This is a genomic window from Nocardioides sp. NBC_00368 (assembly GCF_036090055.1).
In the GTDB taxonomy this organism is placed as follows: Bacteria; Actinomycetota; Actinomycetes; order Propionibacteriales; family Nocardioidaceae; genus Nocardioides.
The window spans coordinates 5,769,877-5,793,814 of the sequence record NZ_CP107970.1 but is presented as its reverse complement, the minus strand read 5'-3'; the positions used below and the strand labels follow the sequence as shown (position 1 = coordinate 5,793,814).

At 69.1% G+C, this 23,938-nt stretch carries 24 protein-coding genes; 10 read left to right on the top strand and 14 right to left on the bottom strand.

The window, feature by feature from the left end:
• Nucleotides 1-48: 48 nt before the first annotated feature.
• The 3 genes from OG984_RS27730 to OG984_RS27720 form a co-directional block, all read right to left on the bottom strand.
• Nucleotides 49-555 (bottom strand): PH domain-containing protein, encoded by a 507-nt coding sequence (locus OG984_RS27730; protein WP_328529303.1) that lies wholly within the window; start codon nucleotides 553-555, stop codon nucleotides 49-51.
• Nucleotides 556-641: 86 nt separating this feature from the next.
• Complete coding sequence (meaB, locus tag OG984_RS27725; protein WP_328529302.1) at nucleotides 642-1,586, bottom strand: methylmalonyl Co-A mutase-associated GTPase MeaB; 945 nt, start codon at nucleotides 1,584-1,586, stop codon at nucleotides 642-644.
• 12 nt (nucleotides 1,587-1,598) lie between these two features.
• On the bottom strand, nucleotides 1,599-2,786 hold the full coding sequence (locus tag OG984_RS27720; RefSeq protein ID WP_328529301.1) for an acetyl-CoA C-acetyltransferase: 1,188 nt from the start codon (nucleotides 2,784-2,786) through the stop codon (nucleotides 1,599-1,601).
• Nucleotides 2,787-2,930: 144 nt separating this feature from the next.
• On the opposite strand from OG984_RS27720, the gene mce reads away from it, so the two are divergent.
• The 4 genes from mce (at nucleotide 2,931) to OG984_RS27700 (ending at nucleotide 7,529) form a co-directional block, all read left to right on the top strand.
• A complete protein-coding gene (gene mce, locus OG984_RS27715; RefSeq protein WP_328529300.1) occupies nucleotides 2,931-3,380 on the top strand; it encodes a methylmalonyl-CoA epimerase in 450 nt (149 codons plus the stop codon).
• A gap of 131 nt (nucleotides 3,381-3,511) precedes the next feature.
• Nucleotides 3,512-4,852 carry a crotonyl-CoA carboxylase/reductase gene (gene ccrA / locus OG984_RS27710; RefSeq protein WP_328529299.1) on the top strand — a complete coding sequence of 447 codons (1,341 nt, stop codon included), beginning with the start codon at nucleotides 3,512-3,514 and terminating at the stop codon, nucleotides 4,850-4,852.
• 317 nt (nucleotides 4,853-5,169) lie between these two features.
• Nucleotides 5,170-6,336 (top strand): hypothetical protein, encoded by a 1,167-nt coding sequence (locus OG984_RS27705; protein WP_328529298.1) that lies wholly within the window; start codon nucleotides 5,170-5,172, stop codon nucleotides 6,334-6,336.
• Nucleotides 6,333-7,529: an AI-2E family transporter gene (locus tag OG984_RS27700; protein ID WP_328529297.1), complete on the top strand. Its 1,197-nt coding sequence runs from the start codon at nucleotides 6,333-6,335 to the stop codon at nucleotides 7,527-7,529. The genes OG984_RS27705 and OG984_RS27700 overlap by 4 nt, the downstream gene beginning before the upstream one ends.
• A gap of 55 nt (nucleotides 7,530-7,584) precedes the next feature.
• Here the strand turns inward: OG984_RS27700 and OG984_RS27695 are convergent, their stop codons facing one another.
• A complete protein-coding gene (locus OG984_RS27695; RefSeq protein WP_328529296.1) occupies nucleotides 7,585-8,547 on the bottom strand; it encodes an EamA family transporter in 963 nt (320 codons plus the stop codon).
• A gap of 38 nt (nucleotides 8,548-8,585) precedes the next feature.
• Between OG984_RS27695 and OG984_RS27690 the strand changes: the two genes are divergently transcribed.
• Entirely contained in the window at nucleotides 8,586-9,140 is a 555-nt protein-coding gene (locus OG984_RS27690; RefSeq protein ID WP_328529295.1) for a CGNR zinc finger domain-containing protein, read from the top strand.
• On the opposite strand, the gene OG984_RS27685 is transcribed toward OG984_RS27690, so the two are convergent.
• Nucleotides 9,119-10,408, bottom strand: a complete 1,290-nt coding sequence (locus tag OG984_RS27685; protein WP_328529294.1) for an ArsB/NhaD family transporter — start codon at nucleotides 10,406-10,408, stop codon at nucleotides 9,119-9,121. The genes OG984_RS27690 and OG984_RS27685 overlap by 22 nt on opposite strands.
• 102 nt (nucleotides 10,409-10,510) lie before the next feature.
• On the opposite strand from OG984_RS27685, the gene OG984_RS27680 reads away from it, so the two are divergent.
• Together OG984_RS27680 and OG984_RS27675 are read left to right on the top strand one after the other, a co-directional pair.
• On the top strand, nucleotides 10,511-11,458 hold the full coding sequence (locus OG984_RS27680; RefSeq protein ID WP_328529293.1) for a sensor histidine kinase: 948 nt from the start codon (nucleotides 10,511-10,513) through the stop codon (nucleotides 11,456-11,458).
• Nucleotides 11,455-12,117 carry a response regulator gene (locus tag OG984_RS27675; protein WP_141795508.1) on the top strand — a complete coding sequence of 221 codons (663 nt, stop codon included), beginning with the start codon at nucleotides 11,455-11,457 and terminating at the stop codon, nucleotides 12,115-12,117. Before OG984_RS27680 ends, OG984_RS27675 begins: the two co-directional genes overlap by 4 nt.
• Before the next feature lie 14 nt (nucleotides 12,118-12,131).
• On the opposite strand, the gene OG984_RS27670 is transcribed toward OG984_RS27675, so the two are convergent.
• From OG984_RS27670 to OG984_RS27655, 4 genes are all read right to left on the bottom strand, one after another.
• Nucleotides 12,132-13,823 carry an FAD-dependent oxidoreductase gene (locus OG984_RS27670; RefSeq protein WP_328529292.1) on the bottom strand — a complete coding sequence of 564 codons (1,692 nt, stop codon included), beginning with the start codon at nucleotides 13,821-13,823 and terminating at the stop codon, nucleotides 12,132-12,134.
• Between the two features lie 27 nt (nucleotides 13,824-13,850).
• Entirely contained in the window at nucleotides 13,851-14,630 is a 780-nt protein-coding gene (locus tag OG984_RS27665; protein WP_328529291.1) for an alpha/beta fold hydrolase, read from the bottom strand.
• Nucleotides 14,631-14,662: 32 nt separating this feature from the next.
• Nucleotides 14,663-15,418 carry a hypothetical protein gene (locus tag OG984_RS27660; protein ID WP_328529290.1) on the bottom strand — a complete coding sequence of 252 codons (756 nt, stop codon included), beginning with the start codon at nucleotides 15,416-15,418 and terminating at the stop codon, nucleotides 14,663-14,665.
• A 137-nt stretch (nucleotides 15,419-15,555) separates the two neighbouring features.
• Nucleotides 15,556-17,334 (bottom strand): 3-hydroxyacyl-CoA dehydrogenase family protein, encoded by a 1,779-nt coding sequence (locus tag OG984_RS27655; protein WP_328529289.1) that lies wholly within the window; start codon nucleotides 17,332-17,334, stop codon nucleotides 15,556-15,558.
• Nucleotides 17,335-17,396: 62 nt separating this feature from the next.
• On the opposite strand from OG984_RS27655, the gene OG984_RS27650 reads away from it, so the two are divergent.
• The gene (locus tag OG984_RS27650; RefSeq protein ID WP_328529288.1) at nucleotides 17,397-17,903 is read left to right on the top strand and encodes a polyketide cyclase; all 507 of its coding nucleotides are present in this window, start codon (nucleotides 17,397-17,399) and stop codon (nucleotides 17,901-17,903) included.
• A 122-nt stretch (nucleotides 17,904-18,025) separates the two neighbouring features.
• Here the strand turns inward: OG984_RS27650 and OG984_RS27645 are convergent, their stop codons facing one another.
• Nucleotides 18,026-19,192, bottom strand: coding sequence for a 3-hydroxyacyl-CoA dehydrogenase family protein (locus tag OG984_RS27645; protein WP_328529287.1), 1,167 nt, complete (start codon nucleotides 19,190-19,192; stop codon nucleotides 18,026-18,028).
• Nucleotides 19,193-19,280: 88 nt separating this feature from the next.
• Here OG984_RS27645 and nucS point away from each other — a divergent pair, with 88 nt between their 5' ends.
• Complete coding sequence (nucS, locus tag OG984_RS27640; protein WP_328529286.1) at nucleotides 19,281-19,955, top strand: endonuclease NucS; 675 nt, start codon at nucleotides 19,281-19,283, stop codon at nucleotides 19,953-19,955.
• A gap of 62 nt (nucleotides 19,956-20,017) precedes the next feature.
• On the top strand, nucleotides 20,018-20,293 hold the full coding sequence (locus OG984_RS27635; RefSeq protein ID WP_008362168.1) for a hypothetical protein: 276 nt from the start codon (nucleotides 20,018-20,020) through the stop codon (nucleotides 20,291-20,293).
• A gap of 21 nt (nucleotides 20,294-20,314) precedes the next feature.
• Here OG984_RS27635 and OG984_RS27630 read toward each other — a convergent pair whose 3' ends face one another.
• The 4 genes from OG984_RS27630 to OG984_RS27615 form a co-directional block, all read right to left on the bottom strand.
• On the bottom strand, nucleotides 20,315-22,153 hold the full coding sequence (locus OG984_RS27630; protein WP_328529285.1) for a bifunctional metallophosphatase/5'-nucleotidase: 1,839 nt from the start codon (nucleotides 22,151-22,153) through the stop codon (nucleotides 20,315-20,317).
• A gap of 82 nt (nucleotides 22,154-22,235) precedes the next feature.
• Entirely contained in the window at nucleotides 22,236-22,373 is a 138-nt protein-coding gene (locus tag OG984_RS27625) for a hypothetical protein (protein WP_196876577.1), read from the bottom strand.
• Between the two features lie 71 nt (nucleotides 22,374-22,444).
• Entirely contained in the window at nucleotides 22,445-23,326 is an 882-nt protein-coding gene (locus OG984_RS27620) for an NAD(P)/FAD-dependent oxidoreductase (RefSeq protein ID WP_328529284.1), read from the bottom strand.
• A 123-nt stretch (nucleotides 23,327-23,449) separates the two neighbouring features.
• On the bottom strand, nucleotides 23,450-23,890 hold the full coding sequence (locus OG984_RS27615) for a DUF6069 family protein (RefSeq protein WP_328529283.1): 441 nt from the start codon (nucleotides 23,888-23,890) through the stop codon (nucleotides 23,450-23,452).
• Nucleotides 23,891-23,938: the final 48 nt, after the last annotated feature.

Sequence of the window (23,938 nt, the reverse complement as noted above, 5' to 3'; positions counted from 1 at the left end):
GCGTGCGTGCATCGCGGCGCGTAGCAGCCGGGATTGTTCAGCAGGCTCCTACCCGACGCTGCCGCGGAGGCCCGCACGCTGGACGACGCGCTGGATCGTCAGGTCACGCTCGTTCGGCCGGCCGACGAAGTAGATGTTGTTGAGGCCCTGCTCCTGGGCGGCCGACTCGAAGACGAAGTGGCCGTAGTTGAAGATCTGGCCGGTGAACGACTGCTTCACGGTGATGTCGAGAACTCGCGCCAGCGGCATGGTCGCCAGCTCGCTCGAGAGCACACCGTGGACACGGAAGATCCGCATGTTGGTGACCACGAACCGGTCCCGGCTGACCACCAGCGACCGCCAGAACGCGTGCCCGACCAGCCCGAACGCCAGCAGCACGATGATCCAGGCGACGTTCATGTCGATCGTGGCCGCGACGATCATCAGCGCCAGGCCCAGGATCGCCTCCGCCACCGGCCGGATGTAGGAGACCCAGTGATGGGTGACCTCGTCGACGACGACCTCACCTTCGTCGCGCAGAAGGTGCTTGGAGATGTCGACACCGAAGAGGTTCACACCAGCAACGATAGTGACTCCGCGAAGCGAGAGTCGACAGAACAAGCCGTACGCCGGGACAACTCCCGCCGAAAGGCCGGCGACGGCTATTCGGCGAGGAGCGTGTCCGCGGCGGCGTACGGGTCCTTCTCCCCCGTGACGACCTTCTCCGCGAGGGCGTCCAGGTCGCTCGACGACCCCACCGTGGTCCACCGCGCCCGGAGGGTCTCGACGGCGATGGCCTCGATCTCTGCCCTCGCTCGCCGCGTACGCCGCAGCTCCAGCGTGCCGCTGGACTCGAGCCAGGCCCGGTGCTCGTCGAGCGCGGCGACCACCTCGGCCAGGCCCTTGCCGGACTGGGCGACGGCGGTGAGGACCGGCGGGGTCCAGGCCTCCGTCGGGCGGTCGGCCAGGCGGAGCATCCCGCGCAGGTCGCGCTGCACCTTGGTCGCCCCCTCCCGGTCGGCCTTGTTGACGACGTAGAGGTCGCCGATCTCCAGGATCCCCGCCTTCGCCGCCTGGATGCCGTCGCCCATCCCGGGCGCGAGCAGGACGACGGTCGTGTCGGCGAGGCCGGCGATCTCCACCTCGGACTGGCCCACGCCGACGGTCTCGACCAGCACCACGTCGAAACCGGCGGCGTCGAGCACCCGGATCGCCTGCGGCGCCGACCAGGCCAGCCCACCGAGATGGCCCCGGGAGGCCATCGAACGGATGAAGACACCCGGGTCGGTGGCGTGGTCGGTCATCCGGATCCGGTCACCGAGCAGCGCACCGCCCGAGAACGGCGACGACGGGTCGACCGCCAGCACGGCCACGGTCCGCCCGGCGGAGCGCAGCTCGCGGACCAGCGCGGAGGTGGTCGTCGACTTCCCGACGCCCGGCGCACCGGTGAGCCCCACGATCTGGGCGTGCCCGCCGTGCGGCGCGAGCGCGGCCATCACCTCGCGGAGCCGTTCTCCGCCCCCGACGGGGGCGTTCTCGACGTACGACACCAGCCGCGCGACCGCCCGGGGCTCACCGCCCCGGGCGCGCGCGACCAGGTCGCTCACATCAGCGATGGCTCAGACCTTGGGCACACGCACGATCAGTGCGTCACCCTGGCCGCCACCGCCGCACAGCGCGGCCGCACCGGTGCCGCCCCCACGGCGCTTGAGCTCGTGCGCCAGGTGGAGCACGACGCGCGTCCCGGACATGCCGACCGGGTGGCCGAGGGCGATCGCGCCGCCGTTGACGTTGACGATCTCCGGGTCGAGACCGAGCTTCTTGGTGGACTCGATGCCGACGGCCGCGAACGCCTCGTTGAACTCGACCAGGTCGAGGTCGGCGGCGGTGATGCCCTCCTTCTCCAGCGCCTTGGCCGTGGCGTTGGCCGGCTGCAGCTGCAGCGAGGAGTCGGGGCCGGCGACCATGCCGTGGGCGCCGATCTCGGCCAGCCACTCCAGGCCGAGCTCCTCGGCCTTCTCCTTGCTCATCACCACGACGGCGGCGGCACCGTCGGAGATCTGCGAGGCGGAGCCGGCGGTGATGGTGCCCTCCTTGGAGAATGCCGGGCGGAGCTTGGCCAGCGACTCGGCGGTGGTGTCGCCGCGTACGCCCTCGTCGGCGCTGACGACGATCGGCTCGCCCTTGCGCTGCGGGATCGAGACCGGGACGATCTCGTCGTCGAAGACGCCGTTCTTCTGGGCGGCGGCGGCACGCTGGTGCGACGTGGCGGCGAAGGCGTCCTGCTCCTCGCGGGTGAGCTTCACGCCCTCGGCGTTGACCTGCTCGGTGAGCCCGCCCATCGCCTGCTGGGTGAGCTGGTCGTAGAGCGCGTCGTAGGCCATCGAGTCCACCAGGGTGGTGTCGCCGTACTTGAAGCCCTCGCGGGACTTCGGCAGCAGGTGCGGGGCGTTGGTCATCGACTCCATGCCGCCCGCGACGACGATCTCGGCCTCACCGGCGCGGATCATCTGGTCGGCCATGGCGATGGTGTTGAGGCCGGAGAGGCACACCTTGTTGATGGTGATCGACGGGATGTTCATGGGCAGCCCGCCGGCGATGCCGGCGGCGCGAGCCGGGTTCTGACCGGCGCCGGCCTGGATGACCTGACCCATGATCAGGTAGTCGACCTGCTCCGGCGAGACGCCTGCCTTCTCCAGGGCGCCCTTGATGGCGACGCCGCCCAGATCGGCCGCGGACAGGCTCTTGAGCCCGCCGAGGAGGCGGCCGATCGGCGTGCGCGCCCCGGCGACGATGACGTTGGACATGGGTCCTCCAAGAATGTTGGTGGTGCTGATCTGCCACTGAGGTTACTTATTAGTAACCTCAGTGGGAAGAGAGATGACAGCAGCTTGGTGTGGCTGTCATCACACATTGTGCCTCTTAGGCCCGACCTCAAGGAGAGTAGGCCCATGACAACCGTTGAGATCCCACCCCACCTGTTCACCCAGATCGACCACGTCGGCCTCGCCGTCGCCGATCTGGACGCGGCGATCGACTTCTACGAGAAGACCTTCGGCATGAAGCTCGCCCACCGGGAGACCAACGAGGAGCAGGGCGTCGAGGAGGCGATGATCGCCATCGGCGACTCCGACAACAAGCTGCAGCTGCTCGCCCCGCTCAACGAGAACAGCACCATCGCCAAGTTCCTCGACCGCAACGGCCCGGGCATGCAGCAGCTGGCCTACCGGGTCACCGACGTGGAGCAGGTCTCCGCGATCCTCCGGGAGCGCGGCGTACGCCTTCTCTACGACGCACCGCGACGCGGCACCGCCGACTCACGAATCAACTTCATCCACCCCAAGGACGCCGGCGGCGTCCTGGTCGAGCTCGTCGAGCCGGCCGCGAACCCCGCCCACTGAGAACCCCACCACGGCACGTGAACGATCCAAGAGTCATGTGTCACATCAGGCTGGCGTTAACGGTTACTCACCAGTAATGTCCGGCGAAATAGCCTCAACCGCGACCCCTACGACGACGCAGGAGCCGACCAATGCAGAAAATCCTCGACGCGATCCTTGCCGGTGACACGCCCGGCGAGGAGTTCGCGAACCTCGAGATCCCCGACCACTACCGTGCCGCCACCGTCCACAAGGACGAGGTCGACATGTTCGAGGGCGTCGCGACCAAGGAGAAGGACCCGCGCAAGTCCCTCCACGTCGAGGACGTCGCCCTCCCCGAGCTCGGCCCGGGCGAAGCCTTCGTCGCGGTGATGGCCTCGGCGATCAACTACAACACCGTGTGGACCTCGATCTTCGAGCCGGTCTCCACCTTCGGGTTCCTGGAGCGCTACGGCAAGGAGTCCGAGCTCGGCGCCCGCCACAACCTCGACTACCACATCGTCGGCTCCGACCTGTCCGGCGTCGTGCTGAAGGTCGGCCCGGGCGTCACCAAGTGGAAGCCGGGCGACCGCGTCGTGGCCCACTGCCTCTCGGTCGAGCTCGAGGCTCCCGACGGCCACAACGACACGATGATGGACCCCTCCCAGCGCATCTGGGGCTTCGAGACCAACTTCGGCGGCCTCGCGGACGTCGCGATGGTCAAGGCGAACCAGCTGATGCCGAAGCCGGAGCACCTCACCTGGGAGGAGGCCGCCTCCCCCGGCCTGGTCAACTGCACCGCCTACCGCCAGCTCGTCTCCGCCAACGGCGGCAACATGAAGCAGGGCGACAACGTCCTCATCTGGGGCGCCTCCGGTGGCCTCGGCGGCTTCGCGACGCAGTACGCCCTCAACGGCGGCGCCAACCCGGTCTGCGTGGTCTCCAACGAGGAGAAGGCCAAGGTCGTGCGCAACATGGGCGCCGAGATGGTCATCAACCGCTCCGAGATGGACTTCAAGTTCTGGAACGAGGACGGCACCCAGCAGAACCCGAAGGAGTGGCTGCGCCTGGGCAAGGCGATCCGCGAGCTCACCGGCGGCGAGGACATCGACATCGTCTTCGAGCACCCGGGCCGCGAGACCTTCGGTGCGTCGGTGTTCGTGACCCGCAAGGGCGGCACCATCACCACCTGCGCGTCGACCTCGGGCTACATGCACGAGTACGACAACCGCTACCTGTGGATGAACCTGAAGAAGATCATCTCCAGCCACTTCGCGAACTACCGCGAGTCGTGGGAGGCCAACCGCCTCATCGCCCAGGGCAAGATCCACCCGACCCTGTCGCGGACCTACACCCTGGAGGAGGTCGGCCAGGCCTCGCTCGACGTGCACCACAACAAGCACCAGGGCAAGGTCGGCGTGCTCTGCCTGGCCCCCGAGGAGGGCCTCGGTGTCCTCGACGAGGAGAAGCGTGCGGCACACATCGACAAGATCAACCTCTTCCGGGGGATCTGAGACTCCGATCTCAGTAAATAGACCCGTTTGAGACTGGATTCACGGCCGGTCTCCCCTTGCGCGAGGGGCGACCGGCCGTAGTCTTGCCCTTTGGGAGCAGAGGCAGCTCGTAGACGACCTACAGTGTGAGGAATCCGCCACAAATGACGAATGAGGGACTGTCCATCTTCAACGAGGCTTCAGAACCTCGACAGAAGCCCGAGCAGGACTCGACCGAGACACAGGTCCTCCCCCGAGTCCCCGGCGCATCTGGTTCACCCAGCTCCGGCCACAACTCCCCACCACCGGCTCCAGGCTCGCTCCCAGCCTTTCCGGTCGTGCGTCGTGGCGGATACGACCCCGGGACCGTGAACGCGCGGGTCCAGCAGCTGCTCCAGGCCAACGGCCAGGGTCAGTCGGCCCTGCGCAACGCTCAGCGGCGCATCGCCGAGCTCGAGCGCAAGGTCAACGACCTCAAGGCAGCCGCCGCCCAGAGCAACGAGGCCCCCTCTTACGCCTCGCTCGGTGGTCGCGCCAGCGCGATGCTCCGACTGGCCGAGGAAGAGGCCGCCGCCGTCAAGGAGTCCGCCGAGAAGGAGGCCGCGGTCATCCGCGAGGCCGCCCAGCGCGAGGCTGCCGCGACGAAGGCGTCCGCCCAGCGTGACATCGAGTCGCTGCGTACGACTCACTACAAGGAGATCGACGACCACCGCGAGAAGGTGATGTCGGAGGTCCAGCAGGCTCGTTCGATGGTGCAGGCCGAGAGCGACGAGATGCTCGCCGCGGCCAAGCGCGAGGCCGACCAGATCCGGCTCGCCGTGCAGCAGGAGGTCACCCAGCTGCGTACGTCGACCCAGCGCGAGGTCGAGAAGGCCCGTGCCGGCGCCGACCGCGAGGTCCAGGAGGCCCGGCGGATGCTCGCCGTGGAGCGCGAGCGTCTCGCCCGCGAGGCCGCCGACCACCACGACCAGGCGATGGCCGAGACCGCTCGCATCGTCTCCGAGGGCGAGACCCGCGCGGCGGACGCCGAGGAGCGCGCCCGGATCGCCGCCCAGCACGTCGCCGACCAGCGCGCCGAGCTGGCCAAGGAGTCCGAGGGAATCATCTCGCGCGCCCGCCGCGACGCCGAGGCGGTCCTGTCCAAGGCTCGCGCCGAGGCCGACCACCTCGCCTCCACCGCGACCGTCGAGGCCGAGAAGGGCCTCGCGATCATCAAGGCCGAGGTCGACCGTCTCACCAAGCGCCGCGACGCGATCGCCGCTCAGCTCTCCTCGCTCACCGACCTGGTCTCCGGGTTCGGCAAGACCGAGGACCCGGCCGAGCTGGAGGCGCCGAAGCCGCGCACCGTGGAGGAGGACATCGTCGACGGCGAGCTCGTGGTCGATGAGAGCGTCACCCTGGTCGACTCCGACGACGACCTCTCCGACGACTACGACGACTACGACGAGCCCTCGGAGAAGACCGCGATCCGCGAGCCCGAGACTGCGAAGTCCGAAAGCCGGTGAACGCGGCCGCTGCCGACCGTCCCACGGACGGTCCTGAGTCGACGTCTGCCGAAAACGGCTCGAACGAGGACCCAGCGGTCGACAGCGAGACCGCGATCGACGTCGAGGAGCCCGAGGAGGAGAGCGAGCGCGACAAGCGGTACGGCAAGCCCGGACCGCGGTTCGACCGCAACTCGCCCTACCTCTTCGGGCTGCTCCTCGGCCTCGGCCTGCTGACCGCGTACGCGGCAGGCAACCTCCTCACCACGATGGGGAGCGTGATCCTCCAGGTGGTGGTCTCGCTCTTCATCGCCGCCGGGATCAACCCGATGGTGGTCTTCCTGCAGAGGCGTGGCTTCGCGCGTCCGTGGGCGGTCCTGACCGTCATCCTCGGCGTGCTGGGCGCGCTCGCGCTCTTCTTCGTGGCGCTGGTGCCGGTGATCAGCGACCAGGTCGCCAAGATCTCGGCCAACGTGCCCGACTGGATCGAGGAGCTCCAGCGCAACCAGCGCATCCAGCAGCTCAACGAGGAATACCAGATCCTCGACAAGGTGCAGGAGTACGTCGCCAGCGGCGACTTCGTCAGCAGCGCCTTCGGTGGTGCGCTGGGCGTGGGCCTGGCGGTGATCAACGTGCTCGTCACGGCCTTCATCGTCATCGTCCTGACGCTCTACTTCATCGCCGCCTACGACCGGACCAAGAGCGCCATCTACCGTCTCGCCCCGGCCTCGCGCCGCGACCGGGTCAGCAAGCTCGGTGACCGGGTCTTCGACGGCATCGGCGGCTATGTCTCGGGCGCCTTCATCGTCGCGCTGTGCGCCGGTCTGTCGACGCTGGTGCTGCTCTTCGTCATCGGGATGGGCGAGTACGCGGTCGCGCTGGCCTTCGTCGTCATGATCACCGACGTGATCCCGATGATCGGGGCCACGATCGGCGCGGTCATCGTCTGTGCGATCACCTTCGCGACGACCGACCTGAAGACGGGGCTCATCGCGGTCGTCTTCTACATCGCCTACCAGCAGTTCGAGAACTACGTCGTCTACCCGCGGGTCATGTCCCGCTCGGTCGACATCCCCGGCGTGGTCACCGTGATCGCGGCCCTCATCGGTGCCTCGCTCCTCGGTGTCGTCGGTGCGCTGCTGGCGATCCCGACCGCGGCGGCCATCCTGATGCTGATCCGTGAGGTCTACGTCAGGGCCCAGGACGAGCGCTAGCAGGACCCTTCGAAGCGCCGCACGCCTCAGCTGAGGCGTGCGGCGCTTCAGGCTGTCAGGAGGCGCTCGTCGACTGCTCACCCTGCTGGACCGCGATGATGCCGGCCAGCACGACCAGCCCGCCGATGAGCTGGATCAGCCCGGGCGCCTCACCGAGCAGCAGCCAGGCGAAGACCACGGCCGAGACGACCTCGAGAAGCCCCACGAAGGACGAGAGCCGCGAACCGAGGGTGCGGGTGGCGGCGATGCCGGTGGCGTACGCGACCGAGCAGGTCAGCACACCGAGGCCGACCAGCGGCCCCCACCAGGGCATCTCCAGTCCGGCGAGGACCACCGGCGTGGTCTCCATCGCGAACGGGATCGCCCCGATCAGGCAGAGCAGCGCGAGCAGGATCGTGGCGCCGGTCAGGCCGAGCCAGGCCAGCGCGAGCGGCGGCAGCGTGGTGCTTGAGTGTGCGTTGAGCACGTAGTAGCCGGCCAGTCCGACGGCGGCCGCGGAGCCCCACAGGACCCCGAGCGGGTGCACGTTGGCGCCGCTGACCAGGTCGAGGACCAGCACCAGCCCGGCGATCGCGACCAGCGCGCCCACCATCGTCAGCCGCGAGGGCCGCTCGCCGTGCCGCAGCCACATCCAGGCGACGACGAGCACGACCCCCATGTATTCCAGCAGCAGCGCCGGCCCGACCGCCATCCACTGCACCGCCGAGAAGAACGCGAACTGCGGCACCACGATCGCCAGCAGTGCGTACGCCACCACGACCCGCCAGCTCGAGGCGATGTTCCGCCATCGACCGGCCAGTGCGCGCACCGCGAACGGCGCCAGCACGACGGCGCCGATGCCGACTCGGAAGACCAGCACGCCGCCGGTCGACCAGCCGGTGTCGAAGAGACCGCGTCCCAGCGGCCCGGACAGGCTGAACGTGACCGCCGAGACGACCGCCAGGAGCAGTCCGGCAGCCACCAGCGGCGTCTTCGTCGGGCTCTGCGGCACCGCCTCGTCATTGGTCAAAGTCGTCATGACACATGACGATCCCAGCGACGCGGTAATGTGTCAACATGGTTTTCACCCATGACACCGAGGTAGGCCTCCAGGCGGCCGCGGCGTTGGCGAACACCCTCGCCCTCTCCCCCGGCTCGGTCGACGAGCTGGCGACCGTGGCGGCGCTCGACGAGTTCTTCGTGACGTACGACTACACCGGGCGGCACGACCGCGACCGCGCCGAGCTCGACGAGGTCCGCGCCCTGCGCATCCGGCTGCGCGATCTGCTCACCGCCGAGCGCGACGAGGCCGTGCGGCTGACCAACGCGCTGCTCGCCGAGCACCGGGCCACGCCCCAGCTCGTCCGCCACACGACGTACGACTGGCACATCCACGCCACCGAGCCCGACGCGCCGCTGGCGACGCGGATCGCCGTGGAGACCGCGATGGCGATGGTCGACGTGATCCGCGCCGACGAGCTGTCCCGGCTCTCGATCTGCGCCGACGACGGCTGCGCGGGGGTGGTCGTCGACCTCTCCCGCAACCGGTCGAAGCGCTACTGCTCGCCGACCTGCACCAACCGCAACGCCGTGGCCGCCTACCGGGAGCGTCAGGCGGCGAGCACGAAGTAGCGCAGGGCGACGTAGGCCCAGGCGACGGCCAGCGTCACGATCGTGACCACGATGCCGTACCTGGTGAACCTCCAGAAGCTGATCGGGTGGCCGGCCTTGGCGGCGAGGCCGAGCACGACCACGTTGGCACCGGCGGCGACGGCGGTCGTGTTGCCGCCGAGGTCCGCGCCGAAGACGAGGGCCCACCACAGCGGGCTGTCGGCACCCGAGGACGGGGTCGCGGCGACCATCTCCTCCACGATCGGCACCATCGCCGCGGTGTAGGGGATGTTGTCGACGAACCCGCCGACGACGGCCGAGCCGATCATCAGCCCGGTGACCCCGGCGAGCTCGTTGTCACCCATCAGGTCGGCGGCGAAGGTGCCCAGGGAGCCGATCACGCCGACCTCGACCAGGCCGCCGACCAGCACGAACAGGGCCATGAAGAAGGCCAGGGTGGACCACTCGACCTCCTCCAGGAACGCCTCGGTCCTGGTCTGGGAGACGACCACCATCGCGCCGGCGCCGAGCATGGCGACGAGCGAGGGGTCGAGGTGGAGCTCGGTGTGCAGCCCGAAGGCGAGCATGACCAGGGCAAGGACCGTCAGGCAGCGGTAGAGGAGCCCGCGGTCGGGGATCGCCGAGGCGGGCGGCTCGATCAGGCCGTCGAGGTCGACGTGGCCGCGCAGGTCGTGCCTGAAGAGCACCCGGACCAGCCCGATCAGCACGACCAGCAGGATCAGGCACAGCGGCAGCGAGTGGATCAGGAAGTCGTCGAAGGTCAGGTTCGCCCGGCTGGCCACGATGATGTTGGGCGGGTCGGCGATCAGCGTCGAGGTGCCGCCGACGTTGGCGGCCAGGATGAGCGAGATCAGGTAGGGCATCGGCCGCAGCCCCAGCCGCTCGCAGACGGACAGTGTCACCGGCGTGACGAGCAGCACGGTGGTGACGTTGTCGAGGATCGGCGAGAGCGCGGCGGTGACCAGGATCAGCAGCGTCGCCAGGCGCGCCGGGCGGCCGCCGGAGTGCTTGACCGCCCAGAGCGCGAGGAACTCGAACAGGCCCGTCTGCTTGAGGACGCCGACGATCACCATCATCCCGAAGAGCAGGAAGATGACGTCCCAGTCGACCCCGGTCTCGTGGCTGTAGAAGGCCGACTCGGCACTGATGATCCCGAGCGCGACCATCGCGGCGACGCCACCCAGGGCGGCGGCGACGCGGTGGACGCGCTCGGTGGCGATGAGGCCGTAGGTGACGATGAAGACGGCCACCGCTGCGTACACGATCATGCGTTGAGCTCCATGCTGTCGACTCTCCGCGACCGTGCGCCGGATCCGAATGGGTGCTGCCACCCATAAGGCCAGGCCAGAGGACATGTCAGGGTTGGTGGCATGAGCGATCTCCCCCTCTACTGGCGGGTCTGCCTGACCAACTGGGCGGTGTTCTGCGTCGGCACCCTCGTCCTGGCGCTGTCCCCGGCCCGGGTCTCGGAGCGCGTACTGGCCTCCGAGGCGGTGGTGCTGGCGGTCGGGCTGGTCGTGATGGCGACCCTCAACGCGCTCCTCCTGCTGCGCAGCCTGGCGCCGATCGACCGGGTGATCCGCACCATGGACTCGGTCGACCACCTCTCCCCCGACCAGCGCCTGACCACCCACGGCAAGGGCGCCGGCGCCCGGCTGGTGGCCAGCTACAACGCGATGCTGGAGCGGCTGGAGACGGAGCGGAGCACCAGCAACGCCAAGGCTCTCGCCGCCCAGGAGGCCGAGCGGCACCGGATCGCCCAGGAGCTCCACGACGAGGTCGGCCAGTCGCTGACCGTCGTGCTCCTGGGGCTCAAGGGGCTGGAGCGGCAGGTGCCCGAGGCGGTGCGCCCCGATCTCGCCGCCGTGCGCGAGTCCGCGCGCACCGGTATCGACGACGTACGCCGCGTGGCGCGGCAGCTGCGGCCGGGCGTGCTCGAGGACCTCGGTCTGCACGCCGCGCTGGCCTCGCTGGCCACCGACGTCGGCGCGCTCGGCCGCACGACCGTACGCCGCACCATCGCCCGAGGACTGCCCGAGCTGCCCCAGGACCGCGAGCTGGTGATCTACCGGGTCGCCCAGGAGGCGCTCACCAACGTCGTCCGCCACGCCCACGCCGCCACCGCCGAGCTCTCCCTGTGCAAGGTCGGCGACAAGGTCGTCCTCACCGTCTCCGACGACGGTCGCGGCAGCGCCGACCTCGTCGCCGGCGCCGGGATCAGCGGCATGCGGGAGCGGGCCCTGCTCGTGGGTGCCGACCTCCGGGTGACCAGCGACGCCGGCCGCGGCACCACCGTCGTCCTGGAGGTGCCGCTGTGACCCCCACGCCTGCGAAGATCCGGATCCTGCTGGCCGACGACCACACCCTCGTCCGCCGCGGCGTACGCCTCATCCTCGACGCCGAGCCCGACCTCGAGGTGGTCGCCGAGGCTGCCGACGGCGCCGAGGCCGTCGCCGCGCTGCGTGACGTCGAGGTCGACCTGGTCATCCTCGACGTCGCCATGCCCCGGATGACCGGGCTACAGGCGGCTCGCAGCATCGTCCGGATGCGTACACCACCGAAGATGCTGATGCTCTCGATGCACGACAACGAGCAGTACTTCTTCGAGGCGCTCAAGGTCGGCGCCAGCGGCTACGTCCTCAAGTCGGTCGCCGACGAGGACCTGGTCAAGGCGTGCCGCACCGCGATGAGCGGCCAGGCCTTCGTCTACCCCGGTGCGATGAGCGCGCTCGTCCGCGACTACCTCGACCGCCTCAACCGGGGCGAGAGCCTGCCGCGTACCGTCCTGACCGAGCGCGAGGACGAGGTGCTCAAGCTCATCGCCGAGGGACACTCGACCCGCGAGATCGCCCGGGAGCTGACGATCTCCTACAAGACCGTCGAGCGGCACCGCGAGAACATCCTCGCGAAGCTGGGGCTGCGCGACCGCACCCAGGTGACCAGGTACGCGATCAGGGCGGGCCTCATCGAGCCCTGAGGTCGCGCACCGGCTCAGGCGCCGAACTCCCGGGCGCGCATCCGCGCCAGGTGGGCGTGCACCAGCGGGAGCACCGACGCGCCCTCGCCGCTCGCGGAGGCGACCCGCTTCATGGACCCGGCACGCACGTCGCCGACAGCGAAGACACCCGGCACCGTCGTCTCCAGGCTCGCGGGCGGAATCCCGTCGACCCACGCCTCGCGCGGCACGTCGCGGCCGGTCAGGACGAACCCGTGCTCGTCGAGGGCCACCCCCTCCGCCAGCCACGCACAGTCGGGCTCCGCTCCGAGCAGGCAGAAGAGGCCGTCGGCGGAGGTCTTGGTGTCTTCACCCGTGTCCAGGTTCTCCAGCCGCAGCCACTCCAGCTGGCCCTCGCCCCCGCCGTCGGCGACGATCGTGCGGGGCCGGACCTGGATGTTCGAGGTCGCGTCGATCTCCCGCACCAGATAGGCCGACATGGTCTCCGCGAGGTCGTGCCGCCGGACCAGGATCGTCACCGTCTTCGCGAACTTGGCGAGGTGGATGGCCGCCTGCCCGGCGGAGTTGCCGCCGCCCACCACGAAGACCTCACGGCCCTGCATCTCGCGCGCCATCGACGTCGCGGCACCGTAGTAGACGCCCGCACCCACCAGGTCGTCCACGCCGGCCACCCCGAGCCGCCGGTAGGTCACGCCCATCGCGAGGACGACCGTGCGCGCGCAGAACTGCGCGCCGCGCACGTGCACGTGCTGGTGCTCGGGCTCGTCGACCGGGCCGGGCTCGATCCCGGTCACCGGGCGCCCGGAGAAGAAGCGCGCGCCGAACCGGCTGGCCTGGATGCGGGATCGCTGCGCGAGACGCATGCCCGAGATGCCGCGGGGAAAGCCGAGGTAGTTGCGGATCATGGAGCTCGACCCGGCCTGGCCACCGATCGCGTCGCGCTCCACGACGACCGTCGCCAAGCCCTCCGACGCCGCGTAGACGGCCGCCGCGAGGCCGGCCGGTCCGCCGCCCACGATAGCGACGTCGGCGATCACGCCCTCGGGAATCTCGTCGAACCCGCCGTAGATGGCCTCCGCGGCCGTCGCCGCGGTCGCCCCGGAGACCACCTGGCCCGTGAACGTACGGACCAGAGGCAGCTGCGCCCCCGGCCCGGCGGCCTCCATGAGCTCCTGTGCCTCGTCGTCACCCGGTTCGAGCAGCCGATTCGGGAAGCCCATGCGTTCGAGCAGGTCCCGGATCGCCGCCGCGTCACGGTCGCCCGGCTCGGCCACGATGTCGGTCACGGTCACCAGGGGCCTGCCCACCGACCATCCCCACTCGGAGAGGAGCTCGATCAGCGCGGTGTGGAACTCCTCGTCCCGTGGGCCGCGCGGAATGAGGACGTAGGTGTCCATCTCGCGCTCGAGCGCCGCGGCACGCAGGTCGTCGAGGGCGCCGGAGAAGTCGTCCCACGAGACCAGCGCGACCCGGCGTGCCGTCGCCACGATGCCCGGTACGCGGTGCAGCAACTCGATCGAGGTGCCCTCGTCGAGCACGTGCTCGGCGGCGACCATCGCGATCTGGGCACCCTCGGCCACCAGCTCGCGTGTCCTGTCGAGGCCCGCGGCAAAGCCGACCACCGGCTCGATCCGGTAGTCACGGTCGTAGCGTGCCCTGAACTCCTGCTCGATGACGTCGGCATGCTCGCCGCCGACCAGCACGATGACGGGCCTGTCGCGCTCCATGCCGCACAGCGTAGACGCCGCGGCGGCTCAGTCGCCGAGGAACTGACGCAGGGCAGCGAGGAAGGTCTCCGGCTTCTCGGAGTGGACCCAGTGACCGGCGCCCTTGATGGTCACCTTGCGGTAGCGCGGGAACCATTCCTTCATCGCCGGCGCGTACTCGTCGGTGACGTAGTTCGACAGCTCGCCGGCCACCCACAGCACGGGCCCGTCGTAGGGCTCGTACGCCTTCAGCTCCTCGGCCGGCCAGGCGCCGATGCGGTCGAGGTCGCGGCCGAGGACGTCCAGGTTCATCGCCCAGCGCCAGCCGTTCCCCTCACGGCGCAGGTTCTGCAGCAGGAAGCCGCGGACGGTCGGGTCCGGGACCGCCTCCTGCATCCCGGCGTCCGCCTCCTCGCGCCGGGTGATGCGGCTCAGGTCGAGACCCTGCATCCCCTCGACGTACGTCTTGAAGCCGCCGACGCGCTCGTAGACGACCGGTGACATGTCGGCCACGACCAGCTTCGCGACCAGCTCGGGGCGGGAGATCGCGAGCAGCATCGCCACCTTGCCGCCCATCGAGTGGCCGACCACGGTCGCGGGGTCGTCGGCCGAGAGAAGCTCGGCGACGGCCGCGGTCACCTCGAGGTAGTCGAAGGTGTCCGGCTGCGGCGAGCGGCCGTGGTGGGGCAGGTCGACGAGCGTGACCCGGTGCTTGTCGGCCAGCTGCTTGCCGAGGGTGTTCCAGTTGCGTCCCTGGCCGAAGAGCCCGTGGAGGAAGACGACGCGGCTCCCGGTCTCGCCGAGCTCGAGCGTGTGCAGGTCAGTCACAAGCGAGGATCGTACGTGCGCTGTCGACTCGCTCAGAAGTCGAAGCCGTCGAACATGTCGCCGAGGCCCTCGCCGAAGCCGCCGATCGCCTCGCCCATGCCCTCGCCGATCTCACCGATCGCCTCGAAGCCACCGAACGCGCCGAACATCATGCCCGCGAACATCCAGTCCATCGGCCCGAATGAGCCGAAGTAGCCACGGGCGTAGGGCTGGTAGGCCGGGCCGCCCTGCCAGTAGGGCACTCGCTCGTTGCCCACCATCACCTTGCGGGTGTCCGGTTCGGCACCCGCCCTGATCCGCTCGAGGTCGAGCGCGCAGGCGGGTACGTCGCGGGGCACGCCACCTGGGGGCGCCCACTCCACGTCCTCGACCGAGAGCCCGTGGCGGGGGTCGAAGAAGCACGGCGGGCGGCGCTTGGGCAGCGGCTCCCCGGCGACCCGCGCCTCGACGCACGCGATCGCGTAACGGCCGTCCTCGACGATCGTCGTGATCTGCTTGACGTCGTCGGGCGAGGTCATCTTGTCGACGGTGCGCTTGGCCGTCTCGTACTCGTCCAGGGCTCGCTGGTAGTCGGCGTTGGCGCCCTCGTCGAGCTCCTTGCCGGCCATGTCGAGGTCGAGCTTCTGCAGCTCCTCACCGAAGGCGGTGACATCCTCGAAGGCGAGCTGCTTGACCGGTTCGAGCTCGGCGCGCTGCTTTTCCAGCGCCCGCGCCTGCGAGCGCCTGCTGGTCACGACCACGGTCCCGATCACCGCGACGACGATGAGAAGTGCGATCAGAAGTCCCACGTCATTCAGCGTACTGCCGGGGTGGTGGGGGCGCGGTTCGTCTAGGTATGCAGGCGAACCAGCACATCCCAAGCGGAATTCCGCTTGGGATGCGGCAGTCTGGCTGCATACCTAGACGAACTGACGCCGCTGGCGGCTCAGCTGTAGTCGCGAAAACCCTTGCCGGTCTTACGGCCGAGGTAGCCCGCTGTGACCAGATGCTCCAACAGCGGCGCGGGCGCGAAGCCCGGCTCGCGGAACTCCAGGTAGAGCTCACGCTCGATGGCGAGCGAGACGTCGTTGCCGACCACGTCGAGCAGCTCGAACGGACCCATCGGGAGGGCGCAGCCGAGCTTCATCGCGGTGTCGATGTCGTCGGCGGTGGCGTAGTGCCCCTCGAGCATCTTGACCGCGTCGTTGAGGTAGGGGAAGAGCAGCGCGTTGACGATGAAGCCGGCTCGGTCGCCGCACGAGACCGGCGACTTGCCGACCTGCGCGCAGAGCGCGCGGACGGTCTCGGAGACCTCCTCGGAGGTGGTGACCGTGGAGACGACCTCGACCAGCTTCATCACCGGCGCCGGGTTGAAGAAGTGCATCCCGACGACGTCGGCCGGCCGCTTCGTCACCCTCGCCAGCTCGATGACCGGCAGGCTCGAGGTCGTGGTCGCCAGGATCGCTCCCGGCTTGCAGATGTCGTCGAGGTTCTCGAAGAGCGTGGTCTTGATGGCCAGGTCCTCGGCGATCGCCTCCACGACGATGTCCACGTCGGCCAGGTCGTCCAGCGAGGTGGTGCCGGTCAGGCGGCCGAGGATCTCCGGCTTCGCCGACTCCTCGAGCTTGCCGCGCCCGATCGCCTTGTCGAGGCTCTTGGTGATCCGCGCGGCGACACCCTCGACCTTGTCCTGACTGCGCCCGACGTACGTCACGTCGTAGCCGCCCTTGGCGAACACCTCGACGATCCCGGAGGCCATCGTGCCGGTGCCGACGACGCCCACCTTCGTGATCGACCGGCGCAGCTCGTGGGTGGCGTCGGCGCTCGGGGTGAGCGCGTCCGGAACCACGACGGGCGAGTCGGCGGCCTCGTAGGTGTAGAAGCCGCGTCCCGACTTCCGCCCGAGCATCCCGGCGGTGACCATCTGCTTGAGGATCGGCGCGGGGGCGTGCAGGCGGTCGCGACCCTGGCGGTACATCGTGTCGAGGATCTCGTAGGAGGTGTCCAGGCCGATCAGATCGAGCAGCGCCAGCGGCCCCATCGGGTAGCCGCAGCCCAGCCGCATCGCGGTGTCGATGTCCTCGCGAGTGGCGTAGTGGCCCTCGAACATCGAGACGGCGTGGTTGAGGTAGCCGAAGAGCAGTGCGTTGGCGATGAACCCGGCCCGGTCACCGCAGACCACCGGCGACTTGCCGAGCTTGCCGACGACGTCGCGGGCGTCGTCGAGCACGTCGGGCTCGGTCACCACGGTGCGTACGATCTCGACGAACTTCTGCACCGGCGCGGGGTTGAAGAAGTGCACGCCGACGACCCGCCCCGGGTGCTTGGAGGCGGTCGAGATCTCGGTCACCGACAGCGACGAGGTGTTGGTCGCCAGGATCGTCTCGGGAGCCACGATCTCGTCGAGCGTGGCGAGGATCGACTTCTTCAGCTCCAGCGACTCCACGACCGCCTCGACGACCATGTCGACGTCCTTGAGCGCCGTCGCATCGGTGGCGAAGGAGATCCGGCCGAGCAGCGCCTCCTGCTCCTCCTCGCTGAGCTTGCCGCGCTTGACCGCACGGCCCGTCGAGTGCGCCAGGTGCGCCTTGCCGCGCTCGAGGCCCTCCTCGTCGCGCTCCACGCCGACGACGGTGAACCCGTTGCGGGCGAACACCTCCGCGATCCCCGCACCCATGGTGCCCAGGCCGACGACTCCGACTGTCTCGATCGTGCGCTCGCTCATGCCGAGCATCCTGCCACGGTGTGACGCCGGGCATGCCCGGGACGCCGCTAGATTCAGACCCCGTGACCGAACAGACCCAGACCTCCGGGCCCACCGAGGCCGAACGCATCGACGCCGAGCGGATCATCCCCGCCTCCCCCGCCGACATCTTCGCCGTGCTGGTCGACCCCGACGGCCACGTCGCCATCGACGCCTCCGGCATGCTCCAGTCGGCGGAGGGATCCGCCGTGGCCGCGGTCGGCGACCGCTTCGTCGTCCACATGGACCGCGAGGCGCTCGGCGACTATCCCATGGGCAGGTACGACGTCACCGTGATCATCACCGGCCTCGAGCCCGACCGGTCGATCGAGTGGACCATCGACGGCACCATCAAGCCGCCGATCGGCCACCGCTTCGGTTACCAGCTCGAGCAGCTCGACTCCGGCGACACCCGCGTCACCTCCTACTGCGACTGGTCCACCGCCCTCCCCGAGTGGAAGCCGATCTTCCCGGTCATCGACCAGAAGTCGATCCGGGCCACGCTGGGGATCCTGGAACGAGCCGTACGCCGCGGCTACCCCCGCCCCTGACCGAGGCGTCACCCCCGCAGGCCGAGGCGTCGGACAGGCGAATCGAGCCGTCACCGGGGTGACGACTCGATTCGCGTAGGTGACGCCTCGACCGACGTACGTGACGCCTCGGCCGGGCTGGATCAGTAGGTGTGGAAGCCCTCGCCGGTCTTGCGGCCGAGCTTGCCCTCCTGGACCTTCTGGACCAGAAGAGGCGCGGGGTCGAAGCCGGGCTCGCCGAACTCGCTGCGGAGCTCGGACTGGATCGCCAGGGAGACGTCGTTGCCGACGACGTCGAGGAGCTCGAAGGGGCCCATCGGGAACTTGGCGGACTCCTTGATCGCGGCGTCGATCTCGTCCATGGCGACGCCGGACTCGTGCAGCTTGACGGCGTCGTTCAGGTAGGGGAACAGCAGGGCGTTGACGATGAAGCCGGAGCGGTCGCCGCAGGAGACCGGCACCTTCTTGACCGCCGTGGACAGCGCGCGCACGGTCTCGTCGACCTCGGCCGAGGTGAGGTCGGTGGTGACCACCTCGACGAGCTTCATGACCGGCGCGGGGTTGAAGAAGTGCATCCCGATGACGTCGCCGGGGCGCGCGGTGACCTTGGCGAGCTCGGTGATCGGCATCGAGCTGGTGGTCGTGGCCAGGATGGCGCCGGGCTTGGCGATCCGGTCGAGGTCCTTGAAGAGCTCGGTCTTGACCTCGAGGTCCTCGGCGATGCCCTCGACGATCAGGTCGGCCTCGCCGAGGTCCTCGCGCGAGGTGCTCCCGGTGAGCCGGCCGAGCACGGCGGCCTTGGTCGCCTCGTCCGAGCGGCCCTTGGCGATCGCCTTGTCGAGCGACTTGGTGATCCCGGCGACGACTCCGTCGAGCTTCTCCTGCGAGCGGCCGACGAAGAGGACGTCATAGCCCGCCTGGGCGAAGACCTGGACGATGCCGGAAGCCATGGTGCCGGTGCCGACCACGCCGATCTTCTCGATCGTGTGGCGCAGCTCCGGAGCCCGTACGTGGTCCCCGGCTGCGCCGGTGAACGACCCGGACTCGTCGGAGATCTGAGTGAGCAGGTCGGCGGGCTTGTGCAGGTTGTCGCCGGTCTCCTCGAAGCGGGCGAGCAGCGCGTCGCGTACGACGGAGGCGCCGATCTCGTCGACCGTGGCCAGCGGTCCCTGGGGGTAGCCGCAGCCGAAACGCATGGCGTTGTCGATGTCGGTGGCGGTGGCGTAGCCCGACTCGAGCATGCGAATCGCGTGGTTGAGGTAGGGCAGTACGAGCACGTCGTGGATGGAACCCTGAGTCGAAACCGTCATGCGACGGAAGACTGCCAAATTTATTACCCATGAGTAACCCCTGGTGGCGTGACGCTGCTCACATGGACCCATGCGATACGTTCTCCCGGTGAGACTCGTCGTTGCCACCTGCCAGGTCGACTACGCGGGGCGGCTCACCGCCCACCTCCCGATGGCCACCAGGGTGTTGATGCTCAAGGCCGACGGATCGGTGCTGGTCCACTCCGACGGGGGCTCCTACAAGCCTCTCAACTGGATGTCGCCGCCGTGCACCCTCTCGGAGGGCAAGTCCGACGACGGCCGGATCGAGTGGACGGTGACATCCAAGACGGACGACACCCTGCGGATCCTGATCGACGAGATCCACCACGAGACGTCGCACGACCTGGGCGTCGACCCCGGTCTGCAGAAGGACGGGGTCGAGAAACACCTCCAGGAGCTGCTCGCCGATCACCCGGCGACGCTGGGCGAAGGCCTGACCCTGGTGCGCCGCGAGTACCCGACCGCGATCGGTCCGGTCGACCTGATGTGCCGCGACGCCGACGGGAGGTCGGTCGCCGTCGAGATCAAGCGACGCGGTGAGATCGACGGGGTCGAGCAGCTGACCCGCTATCTCGAGCTGCTCAACCGCGACCCGCTGCTGGCCCCGGTGCGCGGCATCTTCGCAGCCCAGGCCATCAAACCGCAGGCCCGTGTGCTCGCCGAAGACCGCGGGATCACCTGCGCAATCGTCGACTACGACGCGCTCCGCGGCCTCGACGACCCGACCGAGAGACTCTTCTGACCAACAGTTGGTGCACGGTCAGGCAAGTTCACGTCGGCGAAACACCATTCCATACGTTTCGCATGGAACTGCGTGACAAGATTCACGCCATGTCCATGAACTACTCGGGGCATGGCGTTGGGGGCCGCCTGTCCGTGAGCGACGTCGAGGCGATCATGATCGATCTCCTGACGATGCAGCAGATGCACACGGCGGAGTTCCATGCGATCAAGGGCCGGATGGAGCGCACCGATGCCGCGATCGACAGCGTCAACGCGCGTCTGGACAGCGTCGAGCGGCGGCTGGACGACCTGCTGATCTCGATGAGTCAGCTGCTCAACTGGATCAACCCCCGCTGACCCGACGAGCCGACTCGGCGGTCAGGAGTTGACCGTGATCGGCTCGCCGCCGGAGACGAGGCGCCAGTCGACCGAGGCGAAGGCGGCGGGGTCGATGACCTGGTTGGCGGTGACCCAGTCGATGAGCAGCTGCCGGATCTCGACCTGCTGGTTGTAGACCACCGTGGCGTCGGTGACGTGCGGGAAGCCGCCACCACCGGACTGGCGGTAGTTGTTGACCGCGAGCACGAACTCCTGCGCATCGCTGACCGCGACGCCGTCGTAGGCGAGGTTGGTGATCCGCGAGCCCACCGGCAGCGAGATGTCGATGTCGTAGGTCAGCGGCGCGTCCAGGCCGGCGATCGTGTCGAAGTTGTAGTCGGGCGTGCCGTTGGGCGCGGTGTCGGTCGGGGCGTTGGTCACCTGGTCGATCGGGAACGGACCGGTGCCGCTGACCTGCTTGAAGTAGCGCGCAGAGAACTCGAGGTAGTCCTTGAGCTGGGCGCCGGTGATGCGCACCGCCATCAGGGTGTTGTCGTAGATGTAGAGACCGGCGACGTCGCGTACGGTCACCTCCCCCGCAGGGAAGGCCGCCGCGCGGCTGAACGGGGCCGCGATCGAGATGACCGGCAGCTCCGCGTCGGAGCCGGTGAGCGCCGCCTTGACCGCGTCGGCCTGGACGAAGTTGACGAAGTCGATGATCGGTACGTCCTCCACGACCGCCCGCGCGGCCAGCATCTCCACCGCCGAGGTGCCGACGACGGAGTTGACGTAGTCGATGACCACGTCGTGCTGCTCCTGCACGGCGGCCGAGACCTCCGGGTCGGGGTCGACGGTGTTGGAGTTGAGCGTCTGCGAGGTCGCGGACTCGAGAATCCATCGGGGCCGGCCGTGGCGCTTCTCGCGGCGTACGACCAGGTCCATCACGGAGACGCGCATTCCCCAGTAGAGCGGCTCGGTCAGCAGCACCTGCTTGCCGGTCTCGGTGTTGGTGACGTAGCGCTGGGTGATCTCCCGGTGGGCGTGACCGACGAGGATCGCATCGACGCCCGGCACCTGCTCGGCGACCAGGGTGGAGGCGTTCTCCGGGGGCAGTTCGTCACCGTAGGAGCTGGAGGTGTCGGCACCGGAGTGAGCGCTGATGATGACCAGGCCGCAGCCGGCCTTCTTGAGCTCGGGCACGAAGATCTTGGCCTGCTCGACCAGCCCCGGGAACTCCATCTTCCCCTCGACGTTGGCCTTGTCCCAGATCGCGATGCCGGGGTTGGTCAGACCGAGCACGCCCACCCGGAGGCGGCGGCCGCGGCCGAGGTCGTAGTCCTTGATGATGTAGGGCGGGAAGACCGGCAGCTTGGTCGACGGGTCGACCGCGTTGGCGCCGAGCATCGGGAAGTTCACCTGCTCCTCGAACTTCCGGATCGTGTCGATGCCGTAGTTGAACTCGTGGTTGCCCAGGGCCGCGGCGTCGTAGCCGACCAGGTTCATCGCCCGCGCCATCGGGTGGATCGCGCCCTCGGTGATCGGGTCGATCCGGGCGTAGTAGTAGGCCAGCGGGGTGCCCTGGATGGTGTCACCGGCATCGATCGTGAGGATCGGCTCGCCGCGTCGCTCCTCGCGCACGGCATCGATCAGCGTCTTGACCTTGGCGACGCCGATCTCGTTGCCGGCGCTGTTCGAGAACTCGGCGTTCTTGTAGTAGTCCCAGTTGAAGACGTTGCCGTGCAGGTCGGTCGTGCCGAGCACGGTCAGCCGGACCGTGTCACCCTTCCCCGCGCCGTTCGCACCATGGGCCGGGGTGGCGGTGTAGCCGGCAGCGCTCAGCGCCGCGGCGCCCGTGACAGCAGCACCGGACAGGACAGAGCGGCGGGTGGCGTGAGGCATCGGTAACGTCCTTGCACGAGTAGGTAATCGACTGCAAAGCAATTCCTACCACCTCGCGCACAACTTGGCGGCGCCTTTCCCGTCAAGCAGCCAGGTGCTTCTTCTTGACCGGCTTGCCGTCGAGGGTCACCAGACGGCGCTTCTTGACCGTCATCCCCTCGGGCAGGGTGCCCTCCTTGAGCATGCGGATCGGACACCGCTTGCACCGCGACTTCGACACGCAGCACTCCGTCTTGGGAGGTTTCCTCTTCTTGCCCACGCTCGAAGGGTAACAGCAGAGTTAGGCGAGCCTTACTTCACGAGCGCGGCCACCTCGGTGGCGCAGCCCCAGCTCAGGGTCACCCCGGCACCGCCGTGGCCGTAGCAGTGAACGACCCGTCCCTCGCGCTCCAGCCGGACCGAGGAGCGGGCCGGCCGGAGGCCGACCTTGTGGCCCCTGACCTCGACGTTCGCGATCTCCGGCATGGCGGCGGTGGCGTCGGCGAGGATCCGCTCAGCCGTACGCGGGTCCGGGCTCTGGTCCCAGGCGTGCGGCACCGACGTACCTCCGACCACGGTGTCCCTGCCGCGCGGGAAGACGTAGGAGGGCTCCTCGCCCTCGGCCTCCAGCCACTCCTCGGTGGCGCCGGGTTCGAGGATGACGATCTGGCCCTGGACCGGGTAGAGGCTGGTGTCGCCGACCAGCTCGCGCGCGCCGAGGCCGGTCGCGTTGACCACGACGTCGGCGTCCAGGCTCTCCAGGTCGTCGACCGTCCCGGTGGTGATGCTCCCGCCGGCCTCGATGACCTTCCGCTCGAGCCACGGCAGGTAGACCGGCATCTCGGCGATCGGGACGGTGAACTCGGCGCGGCCCTCGCCGACGGTCAGGTCGGTGAGCGGCGCGGCCCACCACAGGTCGGTCCCCGGGTTGTGCTGGGTGCCGTGGACCATACGTACGCCGGCCTCGGGCTCCTCACGGGCCAGCCGGGCGAGCTCCAGGAAGGTCTCGGCGGCCCAGGCTGTCACCCGCTCGCGCGGCTCGGCAAGGTAGGGGAACCAGAACCCACCGGCCACCGCCGAGGTCGTCCCGGTCGTCCGCTCCCGGCCGATCACGCTCACCTCGTGACCGGCCTCCAGCAACCGCACCGCGCACGAGAGTCCGATGACTCCGGCTCCAACCACCGTTACCCGCATGCGCGGCAGGCTACCCGGCGCGCATGTAACACGTCGTTCGTAGGACTGTGTGGTCGTCTGGAACGACCGGACAGTCCTACGAACGACGTGTTACACGATGCAGCCGTCGGCAGACCTCACCGGTCACGCGGCGAGACGACGAGCCAGCACCGGGATGACGATGGCGGCGGCGACGACGTGGAGGAGCATCAGGACGACCGCGCTGGCGGCGTCGAAACCGAAGGTCACGTCGGGGACGAGCGAGGCGACGGTCAGCACCACGGTGGTGACCACGAACGTACGCCGCGGGCGACGGGCGACACGGGCCAGCACCGCGGCCATCGCGACCCCGATGAGCGAGAAGAAGGCGGTCAGCTGGGCGTAGCCGGCGAGCGGGATCGTGCCGCTGGCGGTCTCGAAGCTCACCCCTGCCGCCGAGGCAACGACGGCGAGAACGGTGACGACCGCGCTGGCCACGACCGTGGCGCCGAGGCCATGGAGCCAGACCGACTTGCGGGCAGCGGAGCGAGCCGAGCCGGCGGCGCGGGTGGAGGAGGTCTGCTGGGCGGTGGTGATCGTGGACATCTCGTACTCCTGTGAAGTGGCGAGAGGCGCTGTCCGCCTCCCTCTGCC

Coding starts and splice junctions, on each gene's coding strand:
- OG984_RS27620 (WP_328529284.1), bottom strand. CDS start 23,326: ATGCGGGTAACGGTGGTTGGAGCCGGAGTCATCGGACTCTCGTGCGCG.
- OG984_RS27685 (WP_328529294.1), bottom strand. CDS start 10,408: ATGATCGTGTACGCAGCGGTGGCCGTCTTCATCGTCACCTACGGCCTC.
- OG984_RS27635 (WP_008362168.1), top strand. CDS start 20,018: ATGGAACTGCGTGACAAGATTCACGCCATGTCCATGAACTACTCGGGG.
- OG984_RS27655 (WP_328529289.1), bottom strand. CDS start 17,334: ATGAGCGAGCGCACGATCGAGACAGTCGGAGTCGTCGGCCTGGGCACC.
- OG984_RS27670 (WP_328529292.1), bottom strand. CDS start 13,823: ATGGAGCGCGACAGGCCCGTCATCGTGCTGGTCGGCGGCGAGCATGCC.
- OG984_RS27645 (WP_328529287.1), bottom strand. CDS start 19,192: ATGACGGTTTCGACTCAGGGTTCCATCCACGACGTGCTCGTACTGCCC.
- OG984_RS27720 (WP_328529301.1), bottom strand. CDS start 2,786: ATGTCCAACGTCATCGTCGCCGGGGCGCGCACGCCGATCGGCCGCCTC.
- mce (WP_328529300.1), top strand. CDS start 2,931: ATGACAACCGTTGAGATCCCACCCCACCTGTTCACCCAGATCGACCAC.
- ccrA (WP_328529299.1), top strand. CDS start 3,512: ATGCAGAAAATCCTCGACGCGATCCTTGCCGGTGACACGCCCGGCGAG.
- OG984_RS27680 (WP_328529293.1), top strand. CDS start 10,511: ATGAGCGATCTCCCCCTCTACTGGCGGGTCTGCCTGACCAACTGGGCG.
- OG984_RS27630 (WP_328529285.1), bottom strand. CDS start 22,153: ATGCCTCACGCCACCCGCCGCTCTGTCCTGTCCGGTGCTGCTGTCACG.
- OG984_RS27695 (WP_328529296.1), bottom strand. CDS start 8,547: ATGACGACTTTGACCAATGACGAGGCGGTGCCGCAGAGCCCGACGAAG.
- OG984_RS27615 (WP_328529283.1), bottom strand. CDS start 23,890: ATGTCCACGATCACCACCGCCCAGCAGACCTCCTCCACCCGCGCCGCC.
- OG984_RS27690 (WP_328529295.1), top strand. CDS start 8,586: ATGGTTTTCACCCATGACACCGAGGTAGGCCTCCAGGCGGCCGCGGCG.